This is a genomic window from Vibrio anguillarum (assembly GCF_003390515.1).
Classification (GTDB): domain Bacteria; phylum Pseudomonadota; class Gammaproteobacteria; order Enterobacterales; family Vibrionaceae; genus Vibrio; species Vibrio anguillarum.
This window is the reverse complement of record NZ_CP031479.1, coordinates 3,058,008-3,071,590: the sequence shown is the minus strand read 5'-3', so window position 1 is coordinate 3,071,590 and position 13,583 is coordinate 3,058,008. Positions and strand designations below refer to the sequence as shown.

Sequence of the window (13,583 nt, the reverse complement as noted above, 5' to 3'; positions counted from 1 at the left end):
CAACGCTACCACCCAACCTAAAGCATTACACCGTAACCACTAAAAGTGAAGTAGAAGAAAAAATGCCAAGCGTTGGGAATCCCTCTTAAATTGTTTGTTAGCTGAATTTTTCCATAACAAAGTTCTGCAGTTTTTGGCCCCGAACTTCTATCGATTGCTCTTTTACAACCTTAAAACCAAATTTTTCGTAGAAAGGTCGAGCTGTAATGCTGACCTCAGAATAATACTTGGTAATGCCACGAGATGTACCAACTTTAAAAACGTGCTCCATAAGACAACGAGCAACGCCTTTGCCTTGGTAGTCATGATGACAAAAGAAATGATCGATTAAACCACTTTCTTGAAGGTCAGCATAACCAACAATGACACCCTCTATTTCTGCAATAAAAGGTGAAATAGCGTTTAGTTTATTCTTCCATATCTCGCAGTCGAAATTATCTGGCGCCCAAGCCTCAACTTGCTCTTGGGAATAGTCTCGTCGATTCACGTTACGAACCGTATGATAAAAAAGCTCCCACAACCCACTTGCGTCAGATTCTTCGTATTTTCTAATTTTGATCATACTACTTGTACCAATATTCAGCTAACGCCCGGCTAAGGGGCAACGAGTGCCCACACAGTTTGATAGGTTTATATTGTTAAAGAGCGTTCTTCTCTGGGTTGCCGAGGCTTCCTTTGAAGAGGGGGCCATTCTAGCGAGATAATGGAAAGTGTCAAACACTTTTTTACATTATTTCGTCTTACCGATTTGACCTACTGATTGGCTGGCTAATTGGGCTTGAACCCTTACTAGCTGTGCCGTGTCAGTGAGGTCGCATTATAGAGATCGCCGTCACGTTGGCAAGCGTTATTTTATAAAAATTGCAAAAATAGCGCTTAATCACCAAATTACTGCTCAAAGCCTTATTTATTCAATTTTACTAAGATCAAGTAAACACGTTACCCACAGAGTTATGCACATTAGCTGTAATTTTTATCTTTTCAAACGTAGAAAAAGCGCCTTCAGACGCTTTTTCCGTTTCACTCATTTCTTTTTTACACTATATAGAAGATTAAATACCTGCATCATCTCCTTAGTTATTCTCTTCATGAAGACCACACTCTCTTTTTAAGCCGAAGAAACGCGTTTCTTCTTCATTCATTCCCGGTTCCCATTTACGAGTGGTATGAGTGTCACCAACTGAAAGGTAACCTTGCTCCCACAATGGATGATACGGCAGGTGATTTTCTTGCAGATAATAATGTACATCTTTATTTGTCCAATCAATCACAGGTAGGAATTTAAACACACCATTTTGAATCGCTAAAATAGGTAATGTCGCCCGCGATTCTGATTGCTCTCGGCGTAGGCCAGAAAACCAAGTACCAATATCTAGTTCATCTAACGCTCTTCGCATCGGTTCTACTTTATTAAGGTGATTGTATTGTTCAATGCCAGTAACGCCTTGTTCCCAAAGTTTACCGTAACGCGCCTCCTGCCATGATGGACTTATCGTAGCGCTGAAGATATGCAGATTGAGATTCAGGTGATCCGTGAGCTGGTCAATAAATTGATATGTTTCAGGAAACAAATAGCCCGTATCCGTCAATACCACTGGTATATCGCTTTTTACGCTAGAAACCAGATGCAGCATCAATGCGGCTTGAATGCCAAAGCTAGAAGAAAGCGCATGGGTTCTTTCTAGATTCTCAATCGCCCACATCACTCGCTGCTGCGCTGTTAACGTTTCGAGATAAGCATTTAATGGGGCAAGGCGTAACGTTTGCTCTACTTTAGTTAGCGCCAATAACTCGGACAATTTAGGAACTACTGGTACTTCAAGCATAGAAATCTCTCTTAGAGATGATCACCTCTTCGATAATTCCTGCACGGATTGTGAAATCACCAAATCCTTCTCCTTCGAGACGCTCGCTAGCCCAGCGTCCTACCAACTCATCAATTTCTTGAAGAATTTGTACATCGGTAATGTTTTCTTTATACATTTTAGGCACACGAGTGCCCGCTCTATTGCCGCCAAGATGTAGGTTGTAGCGACCGGGAGCTTTACCAACTAAACCAATTTCAGCCAACATGGCTCGGCCACATCCGTTCGGACAACCTGTGACACGTAAGATAATGTTTTCTTCTTCAGGTAACGCATGTTTTTGTAGAATCGTCTCTACATCCGTTACAAATTGAGGGAGGAAACGTTCCGCTTCAGCCATAGCTAATGGGCACGTAGGGAAAGAGACGCACGCCATCGAATTTTTACGTTGCTCACTCACATTGTCATTGATCAAACCATGCTGACGCGCAATCTGCTCAATCGTAGCTTTTTGTACAGCAGGTACTCCCGCTACGATGAGGTTTTGATTGGCCGTCATACGAAAATCACCTTGGTGGATTTTAGCAATTTCTGCCACACCACTCTTTAGCGGTTTATCAGGGAAATCGAGTAAACGACCATTTTCGATGAAAAGTGTTAAATGATGCTTACCATCGATGCCTTCAATCCACCCAATCCGATCACCACGTTCTGTGAGCTCGTAAGGGCGGCTGACCGCAAACTCAATACCAGCACGCTTTTCAACTTCGGCTTTGAACACATCGACGCCCACTCTATCGAGTGTGTATTTAGTTTTTGCATTTTTACGATTAGACCGGTTTCCCCAATCACGCTGAGTCGTAACCACAGCGGCGGCGACTTCTAAGGTTTTATCCAAAGGAATAAATCCGAAATCATCAGCACGACGCGGGTAAGTAGAAGTATCACCGTGCGTCATGGCTAGGCCGCCACCCACCAGCACATTAAAACCAACTAACCGGCCTTGTTCGGCAATCGCAACAAAGTTTAAATCGTTGGCATGTACATCCACATCGTTTTGGGGCGGAATAACCACTGTCGTTTTGAACTTACGCGGTAAGTAGTTATTACCTAAAATCGGCTCTTCATCTGTAGTTTCTAGTTTTTCACCATCCAACCAAATTTCGGCATAAGCGCGCGTTTTAGGTAACAGATGCTCCGAAATATTCTTCGCCCATTCGTAAGCTTCCTGATGCAGTTCAGACTCCACAGGATTGGACGTACACAGTACGTTACGGTTCACATCACCCGCTGTGGCAATCGAATCAATACCAATGCTGTTTAACGTTTGATGCATCAATTTAATGTTAGGCTTCAATACCCCGTGAAACTGAAAGGTTTGGCGAGTGGTTAAACGAATGCTGCCATATAGGCTGTGCTCAGTTGCAAATTTATCTATCGCTAGCCATTGTTTCGGTGTGATGATCCCGCCAGGCATGCGCGCACGTAACATCACATTGTGCAGAGGTTCTAACTTTTGTTTTGCACGTTCGTTACGAATATCGCGATCGTCTTGTTGATACATGCCATGAAAGCGAATCAACTGAAAGTTGTCAGCACTAAAGCCACCTGTGATGTGATCTTGCAGATCTTGCTCGATCGTCCCACGTAAAAAGTGACTTTCACGTTTCAAGCGCTCGTTATCTGACAATGGGCCTAGCTCTTGTCCTAATACTTCTCGATGATTAGATTGTTGTTTGGTGCTCATTAGTAAACATCCCTTTGATAACGTTTTGCTTTGCGCAGATCGTTGATATATGTCTCTGCCTGTTCACGTGATAACCCACCTTGCTGCTGTGCAATAACAATTAGTGCATCATGCACATCTTTCGCCATGTGCGTTGCATCACCACAGACATAAAGATACGCACCGTTTTGAATCCATTGCCAGACCAGTTCGGATTGTTCAAGTAATCGATGCTGAACGTAGACTTTCTCATGCTGATCACGGCTAAACGCCACATCTAGACGACTCAGCACACCGGATTTCAGATATTTTTGCCACTCAACTTGATAGAGAAAATCTTGAGTAAATGTACGATCACCAAAAAACAGCCAGTTTTTTCCTTTTGCTTCACGGTTATCACGCTCTTGAATAAAGCTACGAAATGGTGCAATTCCGGTGCCAGGACCAATCATGATAATAGGCACATTATCATCTTGCGGTAGTTTGAAATTATTATTGTGTTCAATGAAAACCTTTACCTTGTCGCCCTCTTCTAAGCGCTGGCCAAGGTAACTGGACGCTCCCCCAAAACGGTGCTCATCTTGGTGTGTATACTGAACAATGCTGACGGTAAGATGCACTTCATCTTCAACTTCGCTTTGACTTGATGCGATAGAATAAAGACGCGGCGTTAAACGACGTAATAAAGAGAGTAGCGCTTGGGCCGTCAGTTTAGTTTGCTTCTCTCGCAGTACATCAATCAGTTGATGATGGCTCGCATACAATCTGAGCTTCTCTTTATCCTCCACCAACTCAAGCAGTTTCGTACAACCAGATAACTCAGCAAACTTGGTCACCATCTGAGGATTTGCAGCCGTAATTTCATATTTATGCATTAAAGCACTATGGATGGATAAACTTTCGCCATCGACCTCAACACTTTCGACACCCGATAGCCCAGTCGCAGATAACACGGCATTGACTAACTCTGTATCGTTTTCATACCATACTCCAAGCGCATCCCCAGACTGATACGTTATACCTGACTCACCCAAGTCAATTTCAATGTGGTGCACCTCTTTTCCTGAATCTCGCCCAGTAATTTTTTGACTCGTCAGTAAAGTCGCACTGTAAGGATTTTGCTTATTGTATTGAGATAGATGACTCGTGGTTTGACTCACGGGTAATTGCACAACTTGCGCAGGCGTACTTGCAAAAGCTTCTTTTACCACTGCTAATGCTTTGGCTTTCCACTCGGCGGCTTGATGTTCGTAATCAACGTCGCAATCCACTCGTTCAATAAAACGTTTGGCACCAAGCTGCTCTAAAAATGCATCAAAATCTTTACCCGTTTGGCAGAAAAATTCATAACTGGAGTCACCTAAACCAATCACACCATATTGCAAGTGAGGTAATTTCGGCGCTTTCTTGGATTGTAAAAATTCATGCAGCGCTAATGCATTGTCAGGGGCTTCGCCCTCGCCATTGGTCGATGCAACAAAAATAACATGCGTTTCTTTCGCAAGATCTTTGCCTTTGTAATCACTCGCATCGAATAATTGAACCGCGATACCGGCAGCCTGAGCTTCTCTTTCCAATCCTTCAGCAAGGCCTTTTGCATTGCCTGTTTGAGAAGCGAAAATAATGGTTAATTGAGTCGCAGGCTCCATTGATACTAAAGTGGCTGCTTGTGAGCTGGAAGTAGAAATACTTGATGCTTGAGACTGACTGAGGCCCCAAAAATATCCGCTAACCCAAGCAAGCTGCTGCGGGGAAAGTTCTGAAATAGTACGCTGCAATCCGTTCAGTTGCGCGTCATTGAGTGGGCTAGCTAAACTGGCTAGCTCTTGGGGTATGGTATTTCCTGAAGACATGGTCACGACTTCCCTATTCATTGCGTGACAATAGATTAACCACTCTCTTTAATAACAAGAAAGAATAGATAAGTATGTTTTATAACTTTTTGGAAGTAGGCATTACGCTTAATTCTCTCATTTAGACTCGACTCGAACTTGCTTAAAACCCACCTCCATAGCCGATTTAGAGGCAAGATCCAGATCGGTATACTGGCATTCGTCACCCTGAGAATCGGTTAATAGCACGAACCCACCACGGCAATGCCGAAACTCGACTATCCAATGCCCTTCTTGGAAAGAAGGTTCAATAATGGCTTCGATAAGCTTGTTCTCACGATACAAGTCCCTTAACTCGGTAATCGTCATCACCACACCATTTTCACATTATCCACTCGTGAATTAAGCATGGTACATTTTGCTTATTCTGCTAAGAAATTGCGCAATAATATAATTATCAGTTATAAAAAACGCCACCTTGTAGAGGTAGCGTTTTATGGAAAGTGCATTTAGCGCGTAAGTATCGAATCGATACTTAAAATTGAAATTCAGCCCCCAAGAACCAACCATCAACAAAGACAAATGAGTTTTTCGTCTTTGGGTCAAGTTCGGTGAATTCAAGATCAATCACACGATAGCCGCCACGCAATGCGACATTGCCAGCACGAATAGGTATGGAATACTGCAAACCCGCTAGTACATCTGCGCTTTTAATTCCGCCACTATCACCAAAATCAAACTGCCCAATCACATCAACTTGGGTATTGGGAATTTTAATTGTGGCATAGGCATACCAGTTAAAAGTCGTCTTATCAAAACTGTACTTCAAGCTATCTGGTGCTTGATACTGAGAACCACTATATTGAGTGAATGTAACACCCGCATCGAACGACATTAACTGTCGCTCTAACAGATTGTAATACAAGGTATAGTCGTACTTATCAAAGGATGCATAATCCGCCTCAAGCGTTGTATAACGAATACTCGCATTGGGCAAATAAGGTAGCTGATGCTCAAAAGCAACGTGGATTGAAGGTGTCTTCACATCATCACGACGAGTATTGTCGATTTTAGTGCTGCCCCACCACATGTCAGCACCAACTTCTCCACGATAAAATGATTCTGCTTGAACCGATGCGGTTGACATCATCATTGCCACACTGACCAACGCTAACCAAATTGGTTTATTCATCCCTAATTGCTCCCTATTTATTCGCTACTAATGCATGTTCTTAATTGAACGCGATAGTAGCATATTCCTGAAGTGAGTTAACGTTTCGTTGACTGCCACATTAGCGAGGGGTGTACACCACATGACGGAAGAACCAGACCCCCAAAACAATCACAATGATCCAAGGTAGTAGCTTAAACATCACTCCAATCATGCCTAGTAATGCCAATACTATAAAGCCCATGACCGTCGCAATAAACACAGTCGCCAAAGTGATGCCTGTCGCCAATAAAGTTGCAATAAAAACCAATAAGAAAATAAGTTCCAACATGATGTTTTCCTCCGTTTCTCTTACCACTAGCAGATATCGAGCCAACTTGTCATTACCACCTCTGATTTCAAGTCAAGACTAAAAAAATCACAGTTTCTTGGCCAATCAAGCACTTGAAAAGCAATATTTATTTCCATAAAAAAAGCCAAATAACACCGAGTCATTTAGCCTTTCTATTGTTGGTAAAAATCACCACTTAAGTTGGTAATTTTTACACATTCAACTCTTTCGGAATTTTTGCTAATGCCGCTTGCACGACTTCAATTCCCGCACCGGGCTTATGCGCATTCTCACTGATATAACGTCGCCATTGACGAGCACCTGGCATATTTTGGAACATACCTAACATATGGCGGGTTATATGGCCAAGGTAAGACCCCTGAGCTAATTGACGTTCAATATAAGGAAACATCTCTTCAATAATTTGAGAACGTTTTTTAATCGGAGTATCCATGCCAAAAATGGTCTGATCCACTTCCGCCAACAAATAAGGGCTTTGATAAGCTTCCCGTCCAATCATTACGCCATCAAGATGTTGTAAATGCTCACTGACTTCAGCTAAGGTTTTGACACCGCCATTCACAGCAATGACTAAATGTGGGAAATCTTTTTTCAGCTGATATGCCCGTGAGTAATCTAACGGCGGTATTTCACGGTTCTCTTTTGGGCTCAAACCACTAAGCCACGCCTTACGCGCATGAATAGTAAACTGTTCACAGCCCCCTTTCTCTGATACCAATGAAATAAAATCAGTCAAAAATTCATAAGAATCCATGTCATCAATACCAATGCGCGTCTTCACGGTTACCGGAATATCAACTACTGATTTCATCGCTGCAACGCAATCCGCCACCAGTTGCGGCTCAGCCATTAAACAAGCACCAAAACGACCATTCTGGACGCGATCAGACGGACAACCCACATTGAGGTTAACTTCATCATACCCATACTGCTGGGCGAGTTTGGCACAATGAGCGAGATCTTGTGGATTTGAACCACCCAATTGTAACGCTACTGGGTGTTCCTCCTCGTTGTAAGCCAAGAAGTCCCCTTTACCATGAATGATCGCGCCTGTCGTGACCATCTCGGTATACAGTAACGTTTGCGAGGACAGCAAACGATGAAAGTATCGGCAGTGGCGATCTGTCCAATCGAGCATGGGTGCAACGGAGAGTCGGTGAGCTTTGAATTTATCGGTGTCTTTAGAAATAGTCATAGTTTACGTCGATTTAAGATACTGTATAAATATACATTAGTTTGCTAAAATTGCCCCCAATTTCTCCGACCAGTACGCATATAGTACGTATAAATGGGGTAGGACAATGGCGTCATTCAGCATCAAAAAACGCACACTACAAAACGGTTCCCTGCGCTTTACAGTGGACATTATCGTTAAAAAGAATTCGCGAATTATACACAGAGAGTCTAAAACATTCAGAAAAAAAGACCTTGCTAGAACTTACGCAATGAAACGGGTTAATGAGCTTGAAGAATCCGGCGTTCAGAAACTTAAATGCGTACCAATATACGTACTGCTCGATATGTTCATGGCAGAGCGCGACCTCTGGGATAACACCGGACGCACAAAGCAGTACGTTATTCGCCTTTTAAGGGATTGCGATATTGCAATGGTAGAGAGCGACCAACTCCGAACAAGTGATCTGATTACCCACTGTAAGAACCGTAAAGCTGCAGGTGCAAAACCTGTAACGGTATATCATGATATTGCTTATTTAAGATCGGTAATGAAAAAGGCAAAACCTGTTTTCAACGTATCTGCTAACTACCAAATATTTGAAGAAGCTGTACCAGTTTTGATTGATATGGAGCTAGTAGGCAAAAGCGATAAGAGAACACGCCGTCCCACATCAAACGAGCTCGATAGGCTCAGAGAGGGATTAAAACAGCGAGAAAATTTTCGTCCAAATGGAAAAACCAGAATCCCATTCACCGATATTCTAGAATTTAGCATTCTCACTTGTATGAGAATTGGTGAAGTGTGTGCAATACGTTGGGAAGATTTAGAGCGAGAGCATAAAACCGTTTTAGTTCGCGATCGCAAAGACCCGCGAAAGAAAGCAGGTAATCATATGATAGTGCCGTTACTCGGTGAGTCTTTTGATATAGCGATAAAACAGCCCCAAACCAATGAACGAATATTTCCATACAACGCCAAAAGCGTATCCGCAGGATTTCAGCGAGTTCGTAATGAGTTGGGGATTGAAGACTTACGCTATCACGATTTGAGACGAGAAGGAGCGAGTCGGCTTTTTGAAAAAGGCTACTCGATTGAGGAAGTAGCTCAAGTTACTGGGCATAGGAATTTGAATATCTTGTGGCAGGTTTATACCCAGTTAAAACCTCATTGTTTACATTTCAAGACACTCGTTTGATTAGCCTCATGAGCCAGTTCGTCCGAGAATTATAGTTGGAGCCACAATTTCCCTTGAATATATCATAACTTCAGAACCTACGACTTTCGTTTGTGCTGTATATTGAAGAGAGTAGATAGTTTGTGGATAACCATCATAAATCTCCCTGATCTCTTCAGCGTTATCATAAGAAACCATCCAATGCTCAAAATCTGATTCAATCAGCGCATTACGAATTGTTATGTGATCATCATGAGTATAAAAATTTCTATATAGCCCTTGGCCCTTCACATAATATGGAGGGTCAAGGTAAAGCAATGACTGACGAGGTATGTGTCCATCTAATTCATTGATAAGCTTTACTGCATCTAAGTTATAGAGCGAAATTCTATCAGAAAACAACGAGATCCTTCTTATCCTATTAATCAAATCCGTTTTATTAAACCGAACATCTAAGGTCCAGTTCCCTGACTGAGCTTTGCCTCCAATAACCCCCGCTTTTAAGATTCCAGAACGATTAGTTCTATTTAGAAAAAAAGTAGCAAAACCTAACTCTAAACTAGCTTCGCCTTGAGCTACAACAACGGTGTTCAAAATCTCTTTTTGTCGATGCCACTCTTCAATAGTCACCTCTGTTGTTTCAATTTTTTCTATCAAATCATTAGTTTGATACAAAACAGCAAACCAAAAAGAAAAAATCGCAGGGTCAATATCATTAAGATGAATGTGTTCCGTCGTTTCACTAATGAGCATATCTAACGCTACAGCACCACCGCCTGTATATGGCTCAACATAGTGGCCACCAACGATGCCGTTAGATCTATATGTTTCTTTAACATAATCGGCTAGCTTCCCTTTACCGCCGGGATATCTGAGAGGAGTTAAAAAGCGCATATATGAAAGTAGTCTAGATAAATTAACAAGGAAAGCATTTTAGCACAGATACAATAGTGATTGAACTCAGAAACTGTACACACCACCGATAACATTTCTTTGTTATTGTAAGGAAAAAAAACTAGAATATTCAAGCCTACTCTAAGCAACTCCAGCCAGACTAATTTAAAGGTGAAAATTTGATTGCTCATTATAAAAAAACGAATAGAGCTGTAGCATCTATCGATTTAGATTTGAAAAACCCTAGATTAGCTGGCTTAATCAAACGGCAAGCAATAACCTCTCAAGCAGAGGCTGCAGTGGCTTTAACCAAAAGTTCGGACGTAATTTCATTGTGTACATCAATTGTAAATAATGGGTTTCATCCAGATGAAGTGCTGATCGCAATAAATAATGAGTCAGGAAAACAGAATAGAGTGACCGTAATTGAAGGAAATAGGCGATTAACTGCTTGCAAGCTCCTTTTGAAACCAAAACTAGTAAAAGGCACTTCTGATTTCACCAAATTACAAAAACTGTCTAAACACCCAAACTTCCCGTTGGTCTTAGCTTCAATAAAAAGATTATCTGTTGTGATTTTAGATAACCGCTATAGTGCAGCTGCTTATCTAGCATCTAAACATACATCTGAATCGATCAAAAGATGGAGTCCTTATACACAAGGAGCTTATATCTATGGATTTTTACAAGAATTTCACACTGTATCTGCAGTAAAAGATGTTCTTCGTAACACGATGAGCATTACAGATATCAAAAAGAGACTCTTTACATTTCTGCTAACTGAAGAAATTCTGAATTTAGACTGCTGGTCTGAAAAAGAATTAGATTTTTTGACAACTCAAATCGATAACAACAACATAGGCGCCATCATTAGATTAATGTCAAATTCAGACTTCATAGATACAGTATGTGACGTAAAAGTGATGAATAATGGGCAACTGCGAGTAACATCTAAATCTAGCTCTGAAATTCATACTGATGAACTTATGTTTCTTCGCATTCTAGAAAAATTAGCTAGAGATGCATTAATCAAATCAAGATTCAATACTCGTCAAGAAGATAAAGACACAATACGTGAGTATATTGCGGAGTTTCAAACCGAGTTTGCGTCTCAGTCACCAAATACAGAAAAGGCAGAACATCAATTTTCTCGAATCTTGCCTCAAGGAGATGAAAGTGGTGACGCTTCAACACATACCCAAGAAAAATTTGATGACGAGCAAAAACAGAACTCAACAAAAGATATTACTCAAGAAAAGCAAGAGCAGACTAAAAAACCCAGACGAACACCAGAAACTTTAATACCTAAAGAACTTCAGATTCCAAATGTAAACACCAAACTCATCAGCTTGTGTAATGAAGCTCAGAAAATAATTTTTCGGCAAAACAAATACAGCTCTGCTTTAATGATTCGCGCAATTATTGAAGTAACATTGAAAGTTATTATTAATCGTAAAAATCTTAGTGAAGAGCTAAGAAAGCAATATACAGATAAGTCCCAAGACCTCTCAAACATCCTCAACTTTGTTGAAAAAAACGCCAATAAGCTTGTTGGGCAAGATGATATGAAATTGGTTAGGAACGCTGTGTCTGATTTACAAAAAACAAGTAAAGAACTTCTTAATCTAACGAACCATAACGACAAACAAATCTTGACTGAGAAAGAAGTTGAACATTTAAGATCTAAAATGCTAGAAATATTACACGCAGTTTTTCCTCAACTTTAAATGTTGCCCCACTATTTTAGCTAGTGGGGCTTTTATTTTCTAACCGTGTAAGTCGAGCATCCATCTTTTCCATCATTAAGCGTAACCACTTAATATCTGTTTTAAGGGTTACGCCAACGCCTATCCCACTACACAATGCGCTGATAGCCGCAACGAACAAAGTCTGATACTCAGCCATCACTTGAACTCGTTTCGGATCATTTCCCATAAGCCTAAAATGACCGGAATGGTTGTCCCGATAAGGCCACCGTATTGCACGCCCTCGGCCGTGACACTAGCCGTTAACAGTTCTGGATGCCCCGCAGCTAAAGCAACACCCGCCCCAACTAATGCCAAACCTTTTTGGGTCGATGGTTGGCCTAAATCAATACCCAGTTTTTTCTTGAAGAGTTCTTTCATAGTAATTTCCATACTTTCAAATACTTAATTGCATAGGCGGCAAGTATTGCGCCTAGCACCGTTAAAACAATTCGTTTCGCGTCATCTTTATTCATGCCATGCGAACCCCTTCTTGTGCTTGTTCAAGCGAGTAGAAGCGCCCCACCTCCATCACTGACATGGCGTGCATCATCTTGGCAAGAGTGGCATCGCTTTGCAGATTAATCGGCTCGTGTGGACTCACACCTAATTGACTCGCAACGAACTGAGCATAGTGATCCGATTCGTTTTCGTGGCTTGGTGCAAACTTGTGAATGAGCTCGCTGATGGTTTCAAGTCCATAGCGTTTCTGGTAAGTATCACGTAGTAGAATCGCTCCTGCACGAAAACCATATTCAGGCGCTCGAAAGGTTTCAAAGCGCTTGTCTACCGAAGGCGTGACTTTCCCAATCCAGTTGTTATTGACATTACTTTCAATGTTCAAGGGGTTATTCGCAAGCACGCCGCGCGGCTCTGTTGTCACGATTTGTTTTTTCATCAAATACACCACCGTTAGTAGCAAGACGACAAACAAAGAGAGTTTCATTGAGAAGCACTCGATTATTTGATTTGAGTCGGCACGAAATCCACGAGCTCAACCTCCATTTGAAGATTGATTACACTCTCTACACTGTTTTTGGTCTGGGCATAGATAATGGGATAGAGCCAAGTACGCCGACCTTGTGCAAATGACGTCGGGACGAGGATGTCAAAAGGAAACAGGAAGTAAGCCGTTTGCTTTCCGGTTTGCTCGGTGAAATGAAAGGGGGCGATCACCTGATTCGTTCCCATAGGGCTGACAAATTTTTGCCAAATCGTGCCGAAAGTATCGTTTTCAACAAACACATTCAAATCCAACCGCGCATCGGGGACAGCGCCAGTGGTAGAAACAAAATCGCCACCGAACGCATCCAACGAACCTCTAACGGTGCCTTTAATCCTTGCGTACTCAAAACCACTTGCCAAAATTTCATCCGCTAAATCCGGCTTATCTTGGTTATTCGCCGTTTCAAACTGGATGATTTTTTGATTATTGATATCTCGCTCTGGAATAAGAATCGCCGTCAAGTCACTGCGTAGCTTGCCGTTCAACGCTAAATCTGTGTGTAATGATTTGCCCCACGGAGTCCAATCAGAACATTTTTCAAACCATTGCTGAGCCGTGGTAATGCTTTGCGTTAGGTCGGCGTAAAAATTCCATGAAAGCTTACCGATTGGCTTTTGTGACTGACTGCCATTACCTAAGATTGCCGCCAAGGCTTCAATCTTGTTGCGGTTACTTCCTGTCGGTAAATTAACGCTCATACT

At 41.8% G+C, this 13,583-nt stretch carries 14 protein-coding genes; 2 read left to right on the top strand and 12 right to left on the bottom strand.

Annotated features, from left to right (window positions below; all coding sequences use genetic code 11):
• Positions 1-97 precede the first annotated feature (97 nt).
• From DD616_RS16840 to dusA, 8 genes are all read right to left on the bottom strand, one after another.
• Positions 98-562 (bottom strand): GNAT family N-acetyltransferase, encoded by a 465-nt coding sequence (locus tag DD616_RS16840; protein ID WP_208871951.1) that lies wholly within the window; start codon positions 560-562, stop codon positions 98-100.
• 511 nt (positions 563-1,073) lie between these two features.
• Positions 1,074-1,826, bottom strand: coding sequence for a phosphoadenylyl-sulfate reductase (locus tag DD616_RS16835; RefSeq protein ID WP_088731539.1), 753 nt, complete (start codon positions 1,824-1,826; stop codon positions 1,074-1,076).
• Positions 1,819-3,552 carry an assimilatory sulfite reductase (NADPH) hemoprotein subunit gene (gene cysI, locus DD616_RS16830; RefSeq protein ID WP_208871950.1) on the bottom strand — a complete coding sequence of 578 codons (1,734 nt, stop codon included), beginning with the start codon at positions 3,550-3,552 and terminating at the stop codon, positions 1,819-1,821. Before cysI ends, DD616_RS16835 begins: the two co-directional genes overlap by 8 nt.
• The gene (locus DD616_RS16825; protein WP_208871949.1) at positions 3,552-5,405 is read right to left on the bottom strand and encodes an assimilatory sulfite reductase (NADPH) flavoprotein subunit; all 1,854 of its coding nucleotides are present in this window, start codon (positions 5,403-5,405) and stop codon (positions 3,552-3,554) included. Before DD616_RS16825 ends, cysI begins: the two co-directional genes overlap by 1 nt.
• Positions 5,406-5,501: 96 nt before the next feature.
• A complete protein-coding gene (locus tag DD616_RS16820) occupies positions 5,502-5,732 on the bottom strand; it encodes a hypothetical protein (RefSeq protein ID WP_038149123.1) in 231 nt (76 codons plus the stop codon).
• A 166-nt stretch (positions 5,733-5,898) separates the two neighbouring features.
• Positions 5,899-6,555 carry a TIGR04219 family outer membrane beta-barrel protein gene (locus tag DD616_RS16815; protein ID WP_019282801.1) on the bottom strand — a complete coding sequence of 219 codons (657 nt, stop codon included), beginning with the start codon at positions 6,553-6,555 and terminating at the stop codon, positions 5,899-5,901.
• A gap of 100 nt (positions 6,556-6,655) precedes the next feature.
• Positions 6,656-6,865, bottom strand: coding sequence for an envelope stress response protein PspG (pspG, locus tag DD616_RS16810; RefSeq protein WP_094125276.1), 210 nt, complete (start codon positions 6,863-6,865; stop codon positions 6,656-6,658).
• Between the two features lie 211 nt (positions 6,866-7,076).
• On the bottom strand, positions 7,077-8,081 hold the full coding sequence (gene dusA, locus DD616_RS16805; protein WP_069571748.1) for a tRNA dihydrouridine(20/20a) synthase DusA: 1,005 nt from the start codon (positions 8,079-8,081) through the stop codon (positions 7,077-7,079).
• Positions 8,082-8,187: 106 nt separating this feature from the next.
• Between dusA and DD616_RS16800 the strand changes: the two genes are divergently transcribed.
• Complete coding sequence (locus tag DD616_RS16800; RefSeq protein ID WP_208871948.1) at positions 8,188-9,258, top strand: site-specific integrase; 1,071 nt, start codon at positions 8,188-8,190, stop codon at positions 9,256-9,258.
• A gap of 6 nt (positions 9,259-9,264) precedes the next feature.
• Here the strand turns inward: DD616_RS16800 and DD616_RS16795 are convergent, their stop codons facing one another.
• Positions 9,265-10,131, bottom strand: a complete 867-nt coding sequence (locus DD616_RS16795; protein ID WP_170895724.1) for a DNA adenine methylase — start codon at positions 10,129-10,131, stop codon at positions 9,265-9,267.
• Positions 10,132-10,310: 179 nt separating this feature from the next.
• Here DD616_RS16795 and DD616_RS16790 point away from each other — a divergent pair, with 179 nt between their 5' ends.
• Complete coding sequence (locus DD616_RS16790) at positions 10,311-11,858, top strand: hypothetical protein (protein ID WP_170895723.1); 1,548 nt, start codon at positions 10,311-10,313, stop codon at positions 11,856-11,858.
• Between the two features lie 177 nt (positions 11,859-12,035).
• Here DD616_RS16790 and DD616_RS16785 read toward each other — a convergent pair whose 3' ends face one another.
• The 3 genes from DD616_RS16785 to DD616_RS16775 all read right to left on the bottom strand — a co-directional run bounded on the left by DD616_RS16785 (position 12,036) and on the right by DD616_RS16775 (position 13,580).
• Positions 12,036-12,257, bottom strand: a complete 222-nt coding sequence (locus tag DD616_RS16785) for a hypothetical protein (protein WP_017045640.1) — start codon at positions 12,255-12,257, stop codon at positions 12,036-12,038.
• Positions 12,258-12,348: 91 nt separating this feature from the next.
• A complete protein-coding gene (locus DD616_RS16780) occupies positions 12,349-12,774 on the bottom strand; it encodes a structural protein (protein ID WP_231140396.1) in 426 nt (141 codons plus the stop codon).
• 62 nt (positions 12,775-12,836) lie between these two features.
• Entirely contained in the window at positions 12,837-13,580 is a 744-nt protein-coding gene (locus tag DD616_RS16775) for a hypothetical protein (RefSeq protein ID WP_208871946.1), read from the bottom strand.
• Positions 13,581-13,583: the final 3 nt, after the last annotated feature.

What these genes read in the sequence shown, in the direction of transcription:
- pspG (WP_094125276.1), bottom strand. Translation starts at nt 6,865, where the DNA reads ATGTTGGAACTTATTTTCTTATTGGTTTTTATTGCAACTTTATTGGCG.
- dusA (WP_069571748.1), bottom strand. Translation starts at nt 8,081, where the DNA reads ATGACTATTTCTAAAGACACCGATAAATTCAAAGCTCACCGACTCTCC.
- cysI (WP_208871950.1), bottom strand. Translation starts at nt 3,552, where the DNA reads ATGAGCACCAAACAACAATCTAATCATCGAGAAGTATTAGGACAAGAG.
- DD616_RS16775 (WP_208871946.1), bottom strand. Translation starts at nt 13,580, where the DNA reads ATGAGCGTTAATTTACCGACAGGAAGTAACCGCAACAAGATTGAAGCC.
- DD616_RS16840 (WP_208871951.1), bottom strand. Translation starts at nt 562, where the DNA reads ATGATCAAAATTAGAAAATACGAAGAATCTGACGCAAGTGGGTTGTGG.
- DD616_RS16795 (WP_170895724.1), bottom strand. Translation starts at nt 10,131, where the DNA reads ATGCGCTTTTTAACTCCTCTCAGATATCCCGGCGGTAAAGGGAAGCTA.
- DD616_RS16780 (WP_231140396.1), bottom strand. Translation starts at nt 12,774, where the DNA reads ATGAAAAAACAAATCGTGACAACAGAGCCGCGCGGCGTGCTTGCGAAT.
- DD616_RS16785 (WP_017045640.1), bottom strand. Translation starts at nt 12,257, where the DNA reads ATGAAAGAACTCTTCAAGAAAAAACTGGGTATTGATTTAGGCCAACCA.
- DD616_RS16815 (WP_019282801.1), bottom strand. Translation starts at nt 6,555, where the DNA reads ATGAATAAACCAATTTGGTTAGCGTTGGTCAGTGTGGCAATGATGATG.
- DD616_RS16800 (WP_208871948.1), top strand. Translation starts at nt 8,188, where the DNA reads ATGGCGTCATTCAGCATCAAAAAACGCACACTACAAAACGGTTCCCTG.
- DD616_RS16835 (WP_088731539.1), bottom strand. Translation starts at nt 1,826, where the DNA reads ATGCTTGAAGTACCAGTAGTTCCTAAATTGTCCGAGTTATTGGCGCTA.
- DD616_RS16820 (WP_038149123.1), bottom strand. Translation starts at nt 5,732, where the DNA reads ATGACGATTACCGAGTTAAGGGACTTGTATCGTGAGAACAAGCTTATC.
- DD616_RS16825 (WP_208871949.1), bottom strand. Translation starts at nt 5,405, where the DNA reads ATGAATAGGGAAGTCGTGACCATGTCTTCAGGAAATACCATACCCCAA.